This window comes from Variovorax sp. OV329, from assembly GCF_900114785.1.
Classification (GTDB): Bacteria; Pseudomonadota; Gammaproteobacteria; order Burkholderiales; family Burkholderiaceae_C; genus Variovorax.
The window spans coordinates 20393-36338 of the sequence record NZ_FOUG01000029.1 but is presented as its reverse complement, the minus strand read 5'-3'; the positions used below and the strand labels follow the sequence as shown (position 1 = coordinate 36338).

Below are 15946 nucleotides of genomic sequence, written 5' to 3'. Positions count from 1 at the left end.
TCGGATTGACGTCCATAGATGTCCAGCTAACTTAGGTGGACAGCATGGTCTCCGGCTTGGCCTCTGATCTCAAGGTGGGGAGACTGGCCGCTTACCGTCCAACTTCTGGGGGTCAGTTCAAAACCGGGGCGATTCATGGACCCAAGGGATCGAGCAGGCGCTCACGAACTGGGCCGAGCGCGAGCGGGCCCGTGATCCGACGATGCCCCCTGATTGGGTTGGCTTGCAGCCAAGCGATGAAACCCATCGAGAGGATGTTGGTGAATGGTCTGGCAGTCTAGGCAGACGACGATGACTTCTGGCACGCCAGGCACTGCCTGCAGAGCAGCAAGTTCTTGAGTTGCCAATATCCTTAGCGGGCCTGTCTTTCCAGGCCACGGCAGGATGGCCTGGAACGGCATGTTCTTCCGTCACTCGCGCCTGTTTGACCCGACCTGGCTCACGATCTCGTGGATGTACTGTAGCTTGTCCAATGCGCCGCGCGACAAGGCGAACGGGTAAGCATCAGCCTGTCCCAGGCTGCGGTTGAGGCTGTTGACCAGTAGTGTTAGGGGGACCCAGCGGGCGACGAGAAGACGAAACTCCATGCCATCTGGGGGTCGTCCGGGCGGTGACGCCCGGCTGTTCGGGGGAGCTGGGCAGTCGGCAGAGGCAGCGAAGAAGGCGTCGTGAGAAGCTGCGGTGTCGAGCAGATCCACCATGTGCAGGTAGTGCGCCCATGTTTCGGCCCAGTCCTCCCAGGGATGGCACTTTGCGTAGGCGCTGACGTGCCGCGCTTCCCAGTCGGTGGCTCTGCCTGCCGTATCGTAGTGCCGCTTCAAAGACTGCCGGTAGTCCACAGACTCGTCGCCAAACACTTGACGGTACGAGTCCAGCCGGCCCGCATCCCTGATCAGGCAGTCCCAGTAGTAGTGCCCTGATTCGTGACGGAAGTGACCAAGCAAAGTCCGGTAGGGCTCATGAAGGTGAGTACGGCGTCTGGCGCGCACTTCATCATCTGCTTCAGCGATGTTGATAGTGATGAGGCCGTTGGTGTGCCCGGTGAGCACCGGTCGTTCCGAATGATCTTCGAGAAACTCGAAGCGAAGCCTCTCTCGATGGGCGGGGGGCGGCGCTGGGCTTATCAAGCCCAGGTGGGCCAGCGTGTAGAACAGTCGACGCTTGGCCACCTCAACGGCGTGCCAGCGCTCGCGGTTGCCGGCAATATTGAGGTCCGGCAGTACGCGGGTGAGGCGGCAGGCCACGCAGTAGGGATTTCTGTCCTGCGCGGGAACTGCGAAATTGCATACTCCATGCACCGTCCCGTTCTTGCACAGGCGGTAGCGATTGGCCGACGGCTCGCCGCCTCTAATGTCTATGACTGACCACAGTCCGTTGGTTTCAGGCTGGATGGCCTCGATGGCCAGTAGATCCGGCACGAAGGCGAGCTTGCTGTTGCACACGAGGCATCGCACGTTCTCGAAATGCAGGGCGTGGCCGCATAGTGCACAGGGAAAGATTCTCATGGCAGTCGGCGCACAAGGGAGTGACTGAGCTTGCGCTCGAATCCGCGACGAAGTTGTAAAGGGCTGCTAACCGACTGCCGCATTCGACATCGACGATGCAACACGCGCAGGACTAAAGGCCGATCCGACAGGTCCATCGTCGGTTGACAGTGCGAGTTCGCATCGACGCGGAATGTTCAGCTGGCCATGGCGTCCGGCGAGCGGTTCGACGGTCAGCCAGCGGCTCAAGGGCGTCACGTCACCAAAGATGGTGGCGTAGGCGCAGTCAGAGGCGTCCCGCCCTGAGGCCAGGCGCACCAAGCCCATCGGGATGGCGGTGCCTGAGGGGTCAAAGAGGTACCAGTGATCTCCAAGATACAGCTCTACATAGGCATGAAAATCAGTGGGGCCGAGGTCGGGGTCTGCTCCGTAGTCAAAACCCGTGACGAAGCGAGCAGGGATGTTCAGGGCTCGGCACAGGGCGATCATCAGGTGCGCGAAATCGCGACAAACGCCCTGGCGGCTTGCGAACGTGTCAACGGCGGTCCTGCAGCCCCCCGAGCTGCCAACTGTGAACACGACGTGGTGGCGCACCCAGTCGCAAATCGTCTGCGCGCGCACGTAGCCTTGAGGCAGCGTTCCGAACCGCTGATGCGCGAACTCGCTGAGCCGGTCCGATTCGCAGTAGCGGCTCGGGTAAAGAAAGGGCAGCACCTCACCTGGCAAGTTGCCGATCCACGTTTGCGTCACCGTCCCCGGATCGGCCCACGCATGCTCCAGGTCGACTTCACAGTCATAGCGCACGATCAGCGCGCCCGAGTCGGCCCGCAACCGCAGCAGCCGGGTTGAACTCCCTTGGTCCACGTATTCTTGGTAAGACTGGGACGGGCCGATCTCGAGGCATTCGCGCACGATTCGCTGCCTCCCCGTCGACGCCGCCTGCACGTTGAACAGGAAGTCAGCGCCTGAACGGTTGACCCTGTAGGTCAGCTCGACCGAGTAGCCCATACGGGTAACGGCCCCTGAGTTGATATTCATTGTGACCTCGAATCCGAACGAAGCTCGTCTAAGGGGTGTGGCGTTCTGCTGTCCCCGATATGCCGGACGCGTCTGGCACGAACGAGCGAGCGGGGCAAGGCCGGCTGTTTACGGCCTGCGTGCAGCGCTACGGCGCCAGCAGCGAGTGAGGGATTCGCAATTCGAGCCATGTTTTCTCCAAGGGGAGACAAAGCCCCAGCACGTTGCCGGCCGCCACTACGAGGTCGGCGTGCCAACCCGGCGCCGCGCACCTTCATCGACGGTTGACGACATCGGCAAGCTCAGCGAAGGAAGATTCGGCTGCGCCGAGCAACTTTGCCTGAGCAGGAGAAGAAACCGATGCTGACGAGGGGAAAGTCGTAAGAGCTGTATTAGGCGCTTTCGTTGAGCGCCTGCATACGGGCACGGGAGAAGCCCTCTTGGCGCCTCAGGCAGAAACGGTCGCCGCAGTACGGCGATCGAACCCTATGGCGCTGCACCCGCGAAGGAGCCGACCCGCGTCGATGCAAACCAACATGCCCAACGTGGTTCTGGAGTTTCGGCAGGCCCTCACATCACCTGAGCGCTGCGCACCCTCATGCGTTCCTTGTCCCGCGGACAGTTTTGCTCAGAGGAGCGTAGATTCTCAGCGGATGTCTGGCGTGCATGTCGAGTAGATTCGTATGCGGCAATTGGGTGCAACGGGACGTCTCGAAGTCGCAGATCAAACCACGCCCGAATGGGGTGGAGGGCCGCGGAATACCGGCGTAGGGATAGGGGTCGGCAAAGCAGTAGTCAGCAAAGCGAGGTCGGCATCCGAAGGGCTCGGCCGTGCGCGCAACTGGCACGTCTGCGCCTGCGCGCCGGGGCCGCGGTTCGTCTTGCGGGCTCGGCGCACTCATGCCACGCCGCCTACTTGCACACGGCTGTCGCGAGCCAGTTGCCAGTACAGGCGCGCGTACCGCGTTGCCATCGCATCCGCGGTGAAGCGCTCGTCGAACGCTCGTCGCACCCGGGCGCGCGACAGCTCAGCGATGGTGCGCACCGCCTTCACAGCCCCCGCGATGTCGTCCACGATGAGGCCTGAGACACCGTGCTGGATCACCTCCGGGACCGACCCGCAGTTCCAAGCGACTACCGGTGTGCCGCACGCCATTGCCTCGATCATCACGAGGCCAAATGGCTCGGGCCAATCAATGGGAAACAGCAGCGCCCGCGCCCCACCCAGGAATGCACTCTTCTCGCGATCACCGATCTCGCCGATGAACTCGATCAGCGGATGATCTAGGAGGGGCCGGATGCAAGTTTCGAAGTAGGCATGGTCCGCCGCATCCACCTTGGCCGCGATCCTCAGGGGCAGGCCCGCCGCCTTTGCAATCTCGATCGCGCGATCGGGGCGCTTCTCCGGCGAGATGCGTCCCAGGAAGGCAAGGTAGCCCCCTTGAGACTGCGGGTTGAACCGATAGTGATCGGGGAGTACGCCGTGTTGAACGGTGGCGTACCAGTTGGCATTCGGAAGAGGGGCGCGCTGGCTTCGCGAAATTGACACTAGTGGATACGAATGCCAACGCGCATAGGCACCGCGCAAGTCGTCGATGTCGAGCCGACCATGCAACGTCGTGAGCGTGCGCTGCGGCATGTCCTCGAAGAAGGGGAAGTGGATCAGGTCGACATGAAAGTGAATCACGTCGAACGCATCGGCGCGCAGTCGTACCTCGTGCATCATGGAAAGATGGCTGGCCAGGTCCGAGTTGAGGTGCCCACTGTCTAGGCGCAGTGGCCTGGCACGTACCGCGACGAGCTTCGCCTTGGTTTGCGTCTCGCCGGCTGCGAACAGCGTGACATCGTGCCCTTGGTCGACTAGAGCGTCCGTGAGATGGGCTACCACCCGCTCCGTACCTCCATACAGTTTCGGCGGAACCGCTTCGAACAGCGGGGCTACCTGTGCGATCCTCATGCTGTCGCTCCTTCACTTTCGAACACGAGGACCAATACGGCCGCAGGCCCGGGACCTTTAGCAATGCTCACCAGGTGCACCTCGAGATCGCATGAGTTGCACGTAGTTGATCGCATCCGAGAGGCGGTCATAGCGATAGCTGCAATAGGTGTACTGGCGGCCATCAAAGCCGATCGCCAGTTCGGTCATCTGCGCCTGTGTTTCTCTAGGCATGCTGGACAGATCGAGCTTCGTCCAACTCGGCTCCCCGCCTGTGCGAACTCTTTCCTTCACTTGCGAACGCTCTTTTTGATCCATATGCAGCCGCTCGGGAGCTGCTGAACGAGACCACGAAGGGGTCGGTCTGAATCGCCTGGAGCACCAGTTCGCGATCATTTCGATCACAGGAATGCTCGCGGCGATCGCAAGTGCAATCGTGAGATAAATACCAAGCGACATGACGATCTCCAACAAGCGCAACGTGCGCACCCGCGGTCGCGCGCAGACGGGCAACCGGATCATTCAGTCCCATAGCGCCAACAAGATGCACCGGCGGCTCCGCAGTCCATAGGCGCCGCACGTCTCGTGGCGCACGACGGCGTGGTAGCTAGGCGCGCGGCATCCGCCCTGCAAGCCGTCACGGGGACTTCCGACAGGCGAGGCAGCGACGGATTCTGGCGCTCCGATGCTGCGCGCGCCGGTGGCCCATGCAATGCCTGCGGGCTACTCTGCGCGCGTCTGGCCGGCAAGCCTTTTGTGCCAGCTCGAGGTATTGCTGGGCGGTTGCATTTGCCAGTTCGGTCATCTCCGGTGATGCAGCGAATCTCGCGATGAGCTCCGCATTTGCGGTATTTAGGTTGACAAAGGATTGCGTGATGTTTTCCATAATGGCCTTAAAGACTGGCGACAGCCGTCGGCATCAAGGGACCACCCCCAAGAGGTGGCTGCCGAGCCCCCTCTACCATCGCCGACACGCTGTCATTCATAGCATGGGCATTCGCACGGCGATGGTCTGTGCGCCGGCGTACAGAGCGTCTGATGCCACGATGGCGCCGCCACGACTTGCGGGGGAAGTTTGCGCTCCGATGAATCGACTGTGCGATAGCGGACAAAGAGGTCAAGCGGCTGCACCGTTCGCGACCTATACTGGCCCTCGTGGTCTCTTGCGTGCCCCTGGACCACCAGGGTCATCCATTGAGCCCTTGGAGGAAGCTGTGGCCAATTTGCCCGAGCCGAGAAGGAACCAGTTGCTTGGCGCACTGCCCGACGCTGAATGGCAGCGCTGGCTACCGCAGCTAGAGGCAGTCGAGATGCCGCTAGGACAGGTGCTGTACGAATCCGGCAGCACGTTGAGCCACGTCTACTTCCCGACAAGTTCCATCGTTTCCTTGCTCTACGTGATGGAGGACGGCGCGTCCGCGGAGATTGCCGTTGTTGGCAATGAAGGCGTCGTGGGAATCTCGATTTTCATGGGCGGTGAGTCCACCACCAGTCGGGCGGTGGTGCAGAGTGCCGGCAACGGTTGGCGGTTGAAGGCTCAGGTAATTCGGGAAGAGTTCAACCGTGCCGGACCGGTCCTGCACCTTCTGCTGCGATACACCCAAGCGCTGATCACACAGATGGCGCAAACGGCGGTGTGCAATCGGCACCACTCGCTTGACCAGCAGTTGTGCCGTTGGTTGCTTCTGAGTCTTGACAGGTTGCAGGGTAGTGAGCTGGTGATGACGCAGGAGCTGATCGCCAACATGTTGGGTGTGCGGCGAGAAGGTGTCACCGAAAGCGCACTCAAGCTCCAAAGGGCCGGCCTCATCCGCTACGCGAGAGGGCGAATATCTGTGTTGGACCGTCGCGGACTGGAACAGCGATCGTGCGAGTGCTACGCGGTGGTGAAGAACGAGTACGACCGGCTCCTTCCGAATCGGGTTGCGATCTGAGGCGTTGCGCTGCGCGGCAGGCTTTGTGCGCTAGCAGACGGTCGCGCCGCCGGTCTTGATGCAGACTGGTGTATCTTGCGCTGCAGGAGACGACCTTGCCCTCCGTCGAGAATCACCTCATCAAGCTGTTGCCACGGAATGACCGCCAACGTCTGATGGCGGCGTGTTCCGCCATCGAACTGGCCGTGGGTGAAGTGCTCTACCAACAAGGAACGGCAACCCGGCATGCCTACTTTCCTGTCGATGGCTTCATCTCTCTGGTGACGCAGGTCGATGAACGCCCCGGCCTCGAAGTTTGCATGGTGGGACGCGAGGGGATGTTAGGGTTGCACCTGGCCCTCGGCGTAGCGAAATCCCCCTTGCACGCATTGGTACAGGGTGAGGGCCGAGCGTGGCGCCTGACTGCCGTTGAATTCCGACGTGAACTCAAACGCGGCGCGGCGCTGCGGCGCATACTGGACCTCTACATCCAAATCTCCATGTCCCAGTTGGCCGCCTCGGCCGCGTGTGTGCGCTTCCATCAGATCGGCCCGCGTCTAGCGCGCTGGCTCTTGATGAGCCATGACCGCGCGCACGCCGACAGCTTTCACGCTACGCAAGAGTTGCTGGCGCATCTGCTCGGTGTGCGCCGCGTCGGCATCACCTTGGCCGCAGGTTGCTTGCAACGCGATGGGCTGATCGAGTACAGCCGCGGCATCGTCAAGGTGCTTGATCGCCGTGGTCTCGAAGCAGCGGCTTGCGCCTGCTATGCCGCGGACACATTCAGCTACGCCAGGCTGCTCTAGCTCGCCAAACGCGACATAGCGAGGCCCGTTGCTACGTGCGCTCGCGGACAGACAGAGCAACCCCGCGACCTCTATAAAGCGTAGTCGGGCGAGGCCCATCCACCTAGCCTTCGGCCCTACTGCTCCGAGTACCAACAGACAGCATTGTTTCAACACTCCGTCTTCGGCCGATGTACGGTTTCGCAAAAGATTAGATCGTGAGGTCCCCGCGGAGAGATGGTATCAAGTGAGAATGAACGCCAATGACACACTCGACGGTGTTTCGCTCAAGCGCGCAAGTGCCGTGTGGTGGACCTTTGTGGGTTTGCTCAGCCTTGTACTGGCCGGCTCCATTGCATCAGAATCGAATACAGTCGAGTTGGCCGCCTTGTTTGGACGATTCCTAGGCACAGCCTGTGCCCTTTTGCTCTCCATCTGGGGACTTCACAGAATCACTTGCTGGTTCGTTGATACCTTTGCAAAGTCCAAGTGACCCCAAGAGCGCAAATGAAATCTTCAGGCAATCGCGCCGGGAGGATCCAGGCACCATCGACTCACGACTAAGTGAAATGAAGTGACGTTCGTTGATCTCTTACTCGAATGCGAACGGCCAAGAAACCTCGCGCGGGTAGTGCCATGGACAGGGAGCAGGGAGTCGACGTACGTAACGATCTAGTGGTAGTGACTTGCGCCGGCCGCAGCGGGTTTGTCGCTCGTCGAGGTGCACGATCCTGTGCAGCATCAGTTCGAGGGCGTGCAGCGCAGTTTCGCCAAGATCCGGGGCCTGTGCAATGCAGCCGGTTCGCACCGTCCTTGAGGGCGTGGCCATCTCTCACGCCGGCTGCAGCATTGGTGCGTTCTTCGTGGGTACTTTGACGGACTAGCGGTGTGCAACGCAACGTAGCAACTCCTTCTCAAGGACCCATTTGCTGCAATCGACTCGATTTCGACCCGGCGGATTTGCCCAGCTTCGCGAGAGTCTGGGCGGCTTGGTGGCCTCGAATCGGTGGCGCGAAGTCCCGAGTATTTCCCGTCGCCCAAAACCTGCAGCGCCCTGAAGACGACATACTGGGTCTTTTGGAAGGAGCTGCCATGCCGAGCAGAGTCGAGAACATGGTGCAAACAGAGACTGGCCCACGTCACGTGATGCAAGGCACCTATTTGGGCACCCGCATTGAGGTTGTTGCGGGCTACGACATCCAGACGGACGGATGGCCGTTTCATGTCTACCTCCATCAAAGTGGCGGGCAGACCGACCGGATGAGCGATCGTCCGACCGGGTACTGGGCGGAGAGCTTGGACGCTGCTTTCGACGAGGGCTTTGAACTGGCGGTGCGGCACTTGACGCCAAGCGGAGGCGCTGCTTGAAGCTTGAGGCGGTGCTGCTGTGGCACTCCGAGCTTTACAGCAACCGGGCTCGGTGGCGATCCGCGGCATGGCAGGCAAGCCCTGCACCTGAAGTTTCTCTCAGCGCGTCGAAACTTGCACCATGGTTTAGTCGGGGACCCGGGCGCACCTGCACCGGCGGCCGCCGATGAGCCAATCCAGGATGAGCGCATCGGCCTGCGCGAAGGTTTCGGCGACGTGACGATGCAACTCATCACCTGAGATCCTCTCCCGGTGATCGCACCAACTGTCCAATGTGGCGTTGCCCTCTAACCTTTTTAGCGGAGGAGGACGACACGTCCGCAGGATGGCCGCTTGCAGAACCCCACACACATTGAGTCGACGAACCGCTCTCACTCACAGTGCAACTCTAGGTGAACCCCGAACATCTGGCGGTACCTCGACTGGTGTCGGGCGTCGGTCGTCGGTCGTCGGTCGTCGGTCGTCGGTCGTCGGTGACTCGCTGCGTTGTGATTGCAGTCTCGCTCGAACGCGGCGAGTGCGCGAGTGCCTTCGGGTAGCGCTTAACAAGAAAAGGCTCCCGAAGGAGCCTTCCTGGCTGATGCCAAACCGCTCAGTATCCGCCGCGGCTACCACCACTGCGATTTCCGCCGCCGTAGCCGCCGCCGCCGCTGCGACCACCGCCTCCGTAGCCGCCACCCGCAGGACGGGGCTCCATCGGACGGGCCTCCTTGACAGTCAGGCTTCGACCGCCGAGCGAACGGCCGTTGAGTCCTTCAATGGCAGCCAGCGCTTCGGCGTCGGTACCTATCTCGACGAATCCAAAGCCCTTGGAGCGGTCGGCATCTCGCTCCATCATGACCTTGGCGCTCGCGACCGAACCATATTGCGAAAGCCTGTTGAAGATCGTTGTCGCGAACCGAGTAGGCGAGGTTGCCTACGTAAAGTTTTTTGCCCATAGAGGAACTCCTGTTTCTAACCAGAAAAACGAAACGGGGAGTCCCAGAGTCACAACAAACAAGAATGCGCTGTGGCGCGAAACCAGCCGATCGCCGGATCACGAACCCGCCGCTGAAATGGCCGATTCGGCCAAGCATTGTCGTTCAATGCGCAAGATTCGGGGACACGTGTTGGCGCCGACCGGAAGTTGAGCCAGTTTTGCGTGTAGTGCCGAAGTAAAAGTGAGCCAGGTGTTCAACCTACCCTGCTGTTTTTTTAAGCGGCGGGGTTCGAGGAGTGATCACCATGGACATGATTGGCAAGATCCGACGGCTGCACGCGAGGGACAAGCTGTCGGAGCGCGAGATCGCGCGCAAGACGGGGCTGTCTCGCAACACGGTGTCGAAGTGGCTGCACGCGCCGGTGACCGAGGCGCCGAAGTACCGGCGCGAGCCACGCCCCAACAAGCTCAGTGCGTTCGAGGAGGCGCTCAAGCAGGCGCTGACGGCCGATGCCAGGCGGCCCAAGCACGAGAGGCGCACGGCACGTGCGCTGCATGCCGAGATCAAGGCCGCGGGCTATGCCGGCGGGTACTCCGGCGTCACTGATTTCGTTCGAGCCTGGCGCCAGGGCGAGGGCCAGGCGGTCAACGTCACGGCCTACGTTCCGCTGAACTTCGAGTTGGGCGAAGCCTTCCAATTCGATTGGAGCGAGGAAGGCTTGGTGGTCGGTGGCATTTACTACCGGGTGCAGGTGGCCCACTTGAAGCTGTGCGCGAGCCGCGCGTTCTGGCTGGTGGCTTACCCGAGCCAGGGCCATGAGATGCTGTTCGACGCTCACACCCGCTCGTTCGCTGCATTGGGCGGTGTGGCACGCCGCGGGATTTACGACAACATGCGCACCGCCGTGGACAAGGTCCACAAGGGCAAGGGCCGCACCGTCAACGCGCGGTTTGCAGTGATGTGCGCGCACTACCTGTACGACCCCGACTTCTGCAACGTGGCCTCGGGCTGGGAGAAGGGGCGCGTGGAGAAGAACGTGCAGGACAGCCGGCGGCGCATCTGGATCGAAGCAGCCCGGCGACGCTTCGGCTCATTTGCTGAGCTCAACGCGTGGCTGAGCGAGCGATGCCGGGCGCTGTGGAGCGAGGTGCGTCATCCCGAGCACAGCCAGTTCAGCGTGGCCGAGATGCTCGAGCACGAGCGGCCCCACCTGATGCCCATGCCCGAGCCCTTCGATGGCTATGTGGAGAAGCCTGCGCGGGTGTCGAGCACCTGCCTGGTCGCGGTGGCGCGCAATCGCTACTCGGTGCCGTGCGAGCTGGCCGGACAGATGGTCAGCACACGGCTGTATCCGAGCAGCGTTGTCGTTGTCGCCGATGACGCAGTGGTCGCTCGCCACGAGCGCCTGAGCGACTCGGGCGGCACTCGCTACGACTGGCAGCACTACATCCCGCTGGTGCAGCGCAAGCCCGGTGCGCTCAGGAACGGAGCGCCCTTCGCGGACATGCCCGAGGCGCTGCAGCAGTTGCGACGCGGCCTGCTGCGCCAGGCCGGCGGCGACCGCGTGATGGCCCAGGTGCTGGCCATCGTGCCCACGGCTGGCCTGGATGCGGTGATCGTGGCGGTCGAGCTGGCGATGGAAAGCAGCCCTGCGTCCGGGCGCGTCAGCGTGGAGCACGTGGTCAATGTGCTCAGCCGGCTGACCGCACCGGCTGCGCCGCAGAGCGCCGAGACGGGGCTGCAGGTGGCCACACCGCCGCTGGCCAACACGGCGCGCTACGACAGCCTGCGTGGCCAGGAGGTGGACCATGCGTGAAGTGACGGTTGAGCTCAAGGCGTTACGCCTGCACGGCATGGCCGGGGCCTGGTTCGATCTCCAGGAGCAAGGGCCGGCGTCAGGCCTGGATGCTGCGCGCTGGCTGGTCGAGCACCTGCTGCAGGCCGAGACGACGGACCGAGCAATGCGCTCAGTCCAGTACCAGATGACGTCGGCGCGCTTCCCAGTGCACCGGGATCTCGCGGGCTTCGACTTCGACGCCTCGGTCGTGGACAAGAAGCTGATCCACCAGCTCGCGACATTGGAGTTCACCGAGGCCGCGCACAACACCGTGCTGGTCGGAGGCCCGGGCACGGGCAAGACCCATCTGGCCACGGCCCTGGGTGTCTCGGGCATCACGCGCCATGGCAAGCGCGTGCGGTTCTTCTCGACGGTCGATCTGGTCAACGCACTGGAGCAGGAGAAGGCCCAGGGCAAGGCCGGGCGCATCGCCAGTGCGCTGGTGCGCATGGACCTGGTGATCCTGGACGAGCTGGGCTACCTGCCGTTCAGTCAGGCCGGCGGCGCGCTGCTGTTCCACCTGCTGTCCAAGCTGTACGAGCACACCAGCGTGGTGATCACTACCAACCTAGACTTCGCCGAATGGTCCACGGTGTTCGGCGACGCGAAGATGACCACCGCCTTGCTCGATCGGCTCACGCATCACTGCCACATCGTGGAGACGGGCAACGAGAGCCATCGCTTCCTGCACAGCAGCGCCACAGCCAAGAAGCGCATCAAGGCCAGGGAACAGGCCCGCAAGGGCAGTAGCAGGAGCGAGCCAACGGACAGCGCTGACTGACGTACGCAGCATCCGAGACAAGGCGCTGCGGGCTTCGCCCTGCGCGCCCTATGACTCGAAACACAAGAACCAAAAGGAGGTCAACGAACAAGGCAAGGCATACACTTATCCACAGCCGACCACCGCTACGTCGGCTTCCACCCCTGGCTCACGATTCGATTGGCGCGGTGGCTCAGTTCTACTTCGGCGCGGACAGGGACACGATCTTCTTGTCCCTCCAAGTCAGTGCTAGAAGGCGGAAGCGGCTGCTACCGCGAGGAGGCAGCCAAGGGCAACCTACCTTGCCGAAATGATGGGCCGACGGGGCGTGCGCGCTGCCTGTAATCGGGCGGCCAGCGATTGCATCTCCTCAACGGGCCCTTGCGGGTCGAAGCGATCATCTCGATCGATGGCGTTGACTATCGAATCGATCTGCGCCGCAATATGGTCGCGCGGGTCGTTGCCCTGGCGCGAATGAGTGCGTGCACTTTGAAGGCGAACACGAAGCAATCGTCCCTTGAAAGTGAAGCCGATGTCCTCACCGGACATTGCGAGCACGCCGTGGTCAACTAGCGCAGTGAGTCCACGGCGCACTGAAGGACGCACACTGACCGGCACGCTTAAGTGAAGGCCCGTGCGTGAGGTCTTGTTCGCCCCGCCCTCGAGCAGCCTTGCAAGAACGAGGGAGAGCAAGATGCCTGCGACCGCCTCACGATCGGAGAAATGGGTGTCACCGTGCACGGCCCCCGGTGCCCAATCGCCGACTCGCTTTCGCGCATCGACGTCCACAGCGCCGGTGGTGAAACATGTTCGTAGAGCCGAGAGCGTTCATTAGTCGACGTGTTCATCCTGGTCGACTTCAAGTTGCCATATCGCGTTCTCGGAGCATCACGGGCACGAAGGCGCCGCCAGTCACACGCCGCCGCACGGCTTCAGCAAGCTCCTCTGCATGAAGGGCGAAGGTTTCCAAAGGCACATCGTCGACGGCAGTAGGTCGATAGAGGTAGTGCAGTGTCTCCTTGCCGATCATGGCGCCCACTTCATTGCCTTCGACGAGCACCCAGAATCGAACCGTGCCTGACGCCTCATGGAAAATGGGCACGCTCGTCATGACTTGCCCTTCAAACCCGGGAACTCGCAGTGCGTGGTGTGATTCATGGGATTGCTCTCGGAGCGCTCCAAAGTCTATTTGTAGAACGCGCTGCACATTTCGTCCGTGCGTTAGCGCACGGACGCCCCCTTGATCGGGGCTGTGCAGAAGGAGGGGAGGAATCCGAGCCAGGCGCGTGAGTTGCTCGCGAACAAGAGGTACATCCCACCCTCGGAAATGAGGAGGCCATGAAAGCACTCAATCCAAAAGCGCAAGCCAACGCCAAGGTCTGCAAGTGCGGCTGAACGGCGCCAGGACCTCGTGCGGCGGCCTCATACACCTGTCCAGACGGAATCTGGATTCAATCGGCGAAAGCTCTCGGAGCACTGGACAGTGTGGACTCAGGGTTCAGGTTGTTACGTCTGTTGAGCACGGCAACGGCCAGATGATGTTCCAATCACTCTTTGGACGCAAAGGCAAAACATGAGCCAATACATCCTTAGGCGAGTCCGTCATGGGAGCCTGCCGATGCGATTCGCCGTTCGCGCAGATATTAGCCATCTTCAAGACTTGCGCGCAGCGGGCTACCTCCGCGTCACCTTCGGGCCGCCCTTCTCTCTGGGGCAAGCCGGATCAGCGACGGTGACGGAGATCACACCCTTAGGTCGGGCGGCCAGTCGCTACCTCGGCTTCTAGTCAGGTCCCTACGTGCACAGCCTCTTCCCATCTCGACCGCCATTGACGGTCACCGTGACACAGCACGGCCCTGCCGAGTATTCATGGAGCCTAATGAGAGGTCCTAGTTGTAGCGCACCCGCAGCCTGCGTGTTGGAATCTGGAGCGCGATTCTCGGACTTCGAGCAGGCGATGGATGCAGGCTTCGAAGCGCTGAAGGAAACTCACCTGTAGGGGTTTGGGCCCCTACGAGATGCGCTCTCGGCGCGATAGTGGATCCACGCTGAAGAGCCGCTATTCGCCGACCGTAGCGGGTCGCGGCGCCGACCTTCGGACAGCAGCAGACATTGGATCTTAATGTCCGTTCGTACCTGATGCATCAACGTCCGAGAACGGCACCGACAGGGCCCCCTAACCGGCCGACCTCTCGAAGGCCGTAGTGCAGCGAGAGTCGACTTCAGGGCTAGGACCGCTTGACGTTAGTGACCTGCCATGAACCAACGGGATCGCGAAGGACTGCAGCGGGCGCAACCCGGGCCTTCGTGTCGTCTCCATAGCCGCCGTTCGTCTGGCACAGTCTCTTCGAGCCGGCGATCGCGGGCCCGAAACTTCCATCCCGAATGAAAAGCCGACCTGCGAATTCAATCTCGGATGATCAGCGAGTTCAAAGTCGTTCGATGAGATCGCCTGCAGGCCATTGATTCGGCTGGCGTCCGAGTTCAACGAGCTGCGCAACTCGACATGGGTGGCTGTCGGTTGTCGGTCCAGCTAGAACTTTTCTCGCGCTAGTTGGAACTCGTGCGGCGCGGGTAATAGGTAAGCGCGGCCTCAAGGCCCTCTTGACGCCGACTGGGTGAGGAGGCCGACCGTGCTCAGACGTCGAGCACATGGCGCAGGACGTGGAACGGTGCTCGCCAAGTCTCGCCATCGCTGGTGCCCAGGGTAGCCGTGCGCTGGTTGATGCGCACGATCACGCCGGTGATGTTGCGACCATCACGGTCGTTGAACGTGACGGTGTCTCCACGTTGGAACTCGCGGGCGTGTGTTGTCGCGATGGCAGGTTCCGGCGGTGGCTCATAAGGGGCTTGCTCGTCACGACGTTCTGCGCCGTGATAGCCCTGCATCGCCAGGCACGGGATCTTCCAGGTTCGCTTGGTGCCTTCCTCCAGCACCGTCGCCTGCGTATTCCTCATGGCGATGATCTTGCCGCGGCGCATCTGACCATCGCGGAAGTCGACGAACTGCACAGGCTGGCCAAGATGGAGGTTTGCACGTGCGGCAATGCCCCGACGCGGGTCGGCCAGCATGCCCTCAATCAATGCCTTGAGCTGGTAGAGCTGCAGGCTGCTCGCGCCCTCGAGGGCTTCCATCATCCGCGGGTCGGTGCCTTGCGAGTTCACTCTCGTCTTCCTTCGTCGCGCAGCCTGCTTGCGTGGTTCAGGCCGCCAGTCGTTGCTCAACGTGTTGCCCGCCCATGTTCCACGGCAGCAGCTCGTCGATGCGGTTGATCGGATGGTCGGCAATTCGGTCGAGCACGTCGCGCAGATACGCCTGCGGATCGAGCCCGTTCAGCTTGGCCGACTCCACCAGACTGTAGATCGCCGCGGCCCGCTTGCCTCCAGCGTCCGAGCCCATGAAGAGGTAGTTCGATCTTCCAAGGGCCACACCACGCAAGGCACGCTCAGCAGCGTTGTTGTCGATCTCGATGTGGCCATCGTCACGGTAACGCGTGAGCGACTGCCAGCGCCCAAGCGAGTAGCCGATGGCCTTGGCGAGTTCCGACTTCGTGGACACCTTCCGCTTGGGTTGCGGTGGAGGTGAAGTCCAAGATCTCCGACACAGTAGCTGGCGACTACGAGCGAGGCATCTACCAGGTGATCAAGTATCGCGCCGTTCTCAAAGCCCAAGCCGCATGGGACAACCATGACTCTCCTCGCCAAGTGAAAGTATTCCTCGCTCTTCAGGGAAAGCTGCCCCCGGATCTGTGGCCGCTGGCCAAGAAGTTCAGCTGTGAAGTCTTAGAGGACGTGCGGCCAAGTGTGGAGCCCCCAATCGCCTCTTCTCTGCGCCAAACCTCCGGCCACGAATTGACTGCGAGCTGAGCAGCAGAGAGTGACCAGGAACGGACGCGCGCTTTAGCTCGTGCTTCGCAGCGTTTGCG

14 protein-coding genes and 2 pseudogenes are annotated in these 15946 nt (G+C 61.8%); 7 read left to right on the top strand and 9 right to left on the bottom strand.

Annotation, left to right across the window (positions count from 1 at the left end; all coding sequences use genetic code 11):
• Positions 1–410: 410 nt before the first annotated feature.
• The 4 genes from BM345_RS28305 to BM345_RS29980 all read right to left on the bottom strand — a co-directional run bounded on the left by BM345_RS28305 (position 411) and on the right by BM345_RS29980 (position 4896).
• Positions 411–1505 (bottom strand): zinc-binding metallopeptidase family protein, encoded by a 1095-nt coding sequence (locus tag BM345_RS28305; protein ID WP_093386844.1) that lies wholly within the window; start codon positions 1503–1505, stop codon positions 411–413.
• Between the two features lie 66 nt (positions 1506–1571).
• The gene (locus BM345_RS28300) at positions 1572–2522 is read right to left on the bottom strand and encodes a transglutaminase-like domain-containing protein (protein ID WP_093386842.1); all 951 of its coding nucleotides are present in this window, start codon (positions 2520–2522) and stop codon (positions 1572–1574) included.
• Between the two features lie 877 nt (positions 2523–3399).
• Complete coding sequence (locus BM345_RS28295; RefSeq protein ID WP_093386839.1) at positions 3400–4458, bottom strand: glycosyltransferase family 4 protein; 1059 nt, start codon at positions 4456–4458, stop codon at positions 3400–3402.
• A 57-nt stretch (positions 4459–4515) separates the two neighbouring features.
• Positions 4516–4896 (bottom strand): hypothetical protein, encoded by a 381-nt coding sequence (locus tag BM345_RS29980; RefSeq protein ID WP_139237659.1) that lies wholly within the window; start codon positions 4894–4896, stop codon positions 4516–4518.
• A gap of 755 nt (positions 4897–5651) precedes the next feature.
• Here BM345_RS29980 and BM345_RS28290 point away from each other — a divergent pair.
• From BM345_RS28290 to BM345_RS28280, 4 genes are all read left to right on the top strand, one after another.
• On the top strand, positions 5652–6371 hold the full coding sequence (locus BM345_RS28290) for a Crp/Fnr family transcriptional regulator (protein WP_254790039.1): 720 nt from the start codon (positions 5652–5654) through the stop codon (positions 6369–6371).
• 95 nt (positions 6372–6466) lie between these two features.
• On the top strand, positions 6467–7156 hold the full coding sequence (locus tag BM345_RS28285; protein ID WP_093386847.1) for a Crp/Fnr family transcriptional regulator: 690 nt from the start codon (positions 6467–6469) through the stop codon (positions 7154–7156).
• Positions 7157–7388: 232 nt separating this feature from the next.
• On the top strand, positions 7389–7628 hold the full coding sequence (locus BM345_RS29975; protein WP_139237658.1) for a hypothetical protein: 240 nt from the start codon (positions 7389–7391) through the stop codon (positions 7626–7628).
• Between the two features lie 599 nt (positions 7629–8227).
• Positions 8228–8503 (top strand): hypothetical protein, encoded by a 276-nt coding sequence (locus BM345_RS28280; RefSeq protein ID WP_093386834.1) that lies wholly within the window; start codon positions 8228–8230, stop codon positions 8501–8503.
• A gap of 592 nt (positions 8504–9095) precedes the next feature.
• On the opposite strand, the pseudogene BM345_RS28275 reads toward BM345_RS28280, so the two are convergent.
• Positions 9096–9441, bottom strand: a pseudogene (locus BM345_RS28275) (RNA recognition motif domain-containing protein).
• 286 nt (positions 9442–9727) lie between these two features.
• On the opposite strand from BM345_RS28275, the gene istA reads away from it, so the two are divergent.
• Both istA and istB read left to right on the top strand, forming a co-directional pair.
• Entirely contained in the window at positions 9728–11239 is a 1512-nt protein-coding gene (gene istA / locus BM345_RS28270) for an IS21 family transposase (RefSeq protein ID WP_093386832.1), read from the top strand.
• Positions 11232–12041, top strand: a complete 810-nt coding sequence (gene istB / locus BM345_RS28265; RefSeq protein WP_093386829.1) for an IS21-like element helper ATPase IstB — start codon at positions 11232–11234, stop codon at positions 12039–12041. The genes istA and istB overlap by 8 nt, the downstream gene beginning before the upstream one ends.
• A gap of 276 nt (positions 12042–12317) precedes the next feature.
• On the opposite strand, the gene BM345_RS30345 is transcribed toward istB, so the two are convergent.
• The 4 genes and pseudogenes from BM345_RS30345 to BM345_RS28250 form a co-directional block, all read right to left on the bottom strand.
• On the bottom strand, positions 12318–12569 hold the full coding sequence (locus BM345_RS30345) for a hypothetical protein (RefSeq protein ID WP_175545193.1): 252 nt from the start codon (positions 12567–12569) through the stop codon (positions 12318–12320).
• A 310-nt stretch (positions 12570–12879) separates the two neighbouring features.
• Positions 12880–13131, bottom strand: a complete 252-nt coding sequence (locus BM345_RS28260) for a DUF1488 family protein (protein WP_093386827.1) — start codon at positions 13129–13131, stop codon at positions 12880–12882.
• 1526 nt (positions 13132–14657) lie between these two features.
• Positions 14658–15185, bottom strand: a complete 528-nt coding sequence (locus tag BM345_RS28255) for a hypothetical protein (RefSeq protein WP_139237656.1) — start codon at positions 15183–15185, stop codon at positions 14658–14660.
• Positions 15186–15222: 37 nt separating this feature from the next.
• A pseudogene (locus tag BM345_RS28250) lies at positions 15223–15582 on the bottom strand (transposase); the annotation flags it as partial.
• Between the two features lie 20 nt (positions 15583–15602).
• Between BM345_RS28250 and BM345_RS29960 the strand changes: the two are divergent.
• Positions 15603–15887: a hypothetical protein gene (locus BM345_RS29960; RefSeq protein WP_139237655.1), complete on the top strand. Its 285-nt coding sequence runs from the start codon at positions 15603–15605 to the stop codon at positions 15885–15887.
• Positions 15888–15946 lie beyond the last annotated feature (59 nt).

What these genes read in the sequence shown, in the direction of transcription:
- BM345_RS28305 (WP_093386844.1), bottom strand. Translation starts at nt 1,505, where the DNA reads ATGAGAATCTTTCCCTGTGCACTATGCGGCCACGCCCTGCATTTCGAG.
- BM345_RS28300 (WP_093386842.1), bottom strand. Translation starts at nt 2,522, where the DNA reads ATGAATATCAACTCAGGGGCCGTTACCCGTATGGGCTACTCGGTCGAG.
- BM345_RS28295 (WP_093386839.1), bottom strand. Translation starts at nt 4,458, where the DNA reads ATGAGGATCGCACAGGTAGCCCCGCTGTTCGAAGCGGTTCCGCCGAAA.
- BM345_RS29980 (WP_139237659.1), bottom strand. Translation starts at nt 4,896, where the DNA reads ATGTCGCTTGGTATTTATCTCACGATTGCACTTGCGATCGCCGCGAGC.
- BM345_RS29975 (WP_139237658.1), top strand. Translation starts at nt 7,389, where the DNA reads ATGAACGCCAATGACACACTCGACGGTGTTTCGCTCAAGCGCGCAAGT.
- BM345_RS28280 (WP_093386834.1), top strand. Translation starts at nt 8,228, where the DNA reads ATGCCGAGCAGAGTCGAGAACATGGTGCAAACAGAGACTGGCCCACGT.
- istA (WP_093386832.1), top strand. Translation starts at nt 9,728, where the DNA reads ATGGACATGATTGGCAAGATCCGACGGCTGCACGCGAGGGACAAGCTG.
- istB (WP_093386829.1), top strand. Translation starts at nt 11,232, where the DNA reads ATGCGTGAAGTGACGGTTGAGCTCAAGGCGTTACGCCTGCACGGCATG.
- BM345_RS30345 (WP_175545193.1), bottom strand. Translation starts at nt 12,569, where the DNA reads ATGTCCGGTGAGGACATCGGCTTCACTTTCAAGGGACGATTGCTTCGT.
- BM345_RS28260 (WP_093386827.1), bottom strand. Translation starts at nt 13,131, where the DNA reads ATGACGAGCGTGCCCATTTTCCATGAGGCGTCAGGCACGGTTCGATTC.